At 72.3% G+C, this 629-nt stretch carries 1 protein-coding gene; it reads right to left on the bottom strand.

Features of this window, described 5'->3' with window-relative positions; all coding sequences use genetic code 11:
• Window positions 1-148: 148 nt before the first annotated feature.
• Window positions 149-520, bottom strand: a complete 372-nt coding sequence (locus FF041_RS36050) for an esterase (RefSeq protein WP_153526775.1) — start codon at window positions 518-520, stop codon at window positions 149-151.
• Window positions 521-629 lie beyond the last annotated feature (109 nt).

Raw genomic sequence — 629 nt, 5'->3', positions numbered from 1 at the left:
GTGTAAGTCGGTTGGTGTCATTGGATGCTGAGCCGGTCCTCGAAGAACGGTGAGGGCTGGGGTGCGCCGTAGCCGGGCACGGGGAAGCGAGCGGATATGACGATGAGGCCGCCCGGAGATTCCGGGCGGCCTCATCGTGGCAATGGGGTCAGACGGTGGCGAGGGCCTTGCGGGCGACGCGGAGTGCCGAGTGCAGGGCGAGGACCTCGTAGACGGTGGGGTGGACGGTGGTGCTCCAGTTGCCCCGGAGGCCGGGCCAGGTGGCGAGGGTGACCTCCATCGTGTTCAGGCCGAGGCGGGCGGTGACGTCCATGCCGCCAGAGGAGGCCGGGGTCCAGGTGAGGAGGAGGGCGCCGGGGCCGAGCCGGTCGCGGTGGCTGGTGGCGGCGGGGTGCCAGGTGGCCCGGAGGATGTCGCCGGGGCAGGGGGAGACCTCGCGGACGAGGGCTCCCCGCACGCCGTCCGGCATGGGGCGCAGGGTGGCATTCCGCAGCGGGAAGAGGCCGGTGGACGGGGTCATGCGGCGGCCCAGTCCAGGTCGGTGGCGACGGTGGGCGGGAGGTAGTGGTCCTGGCCGTTCTCGGCGATGTAGACCGCCGGGCCGTCCATGCCGGTGGCCTCGATGACCT

Origin of the sequence: Streptomyces jumonjinensis (assembly GCF_009600885.1) — a bacterium.
Classification (GTDB): Bacteria; Actinomycetota; Actinomycetes; order Streptomycetales; family Streptomycetaceae; genus Streptomyces; species Streptomyces jumonjinensis.
Note: the sequence above shows the minus strand (reverse complement) of the source record. Positions and strands in the feature narration are given on the sequence as shown.

Coding starts and splice junctions, on each gene's coding strand:
- FF041_RS36050 (WP_153526775.1), bottom strand. CDS start 520: ATGACCCCGTCCACCGGCCTCTTCCCGCTGCGGAATGCCACCCTGCGC.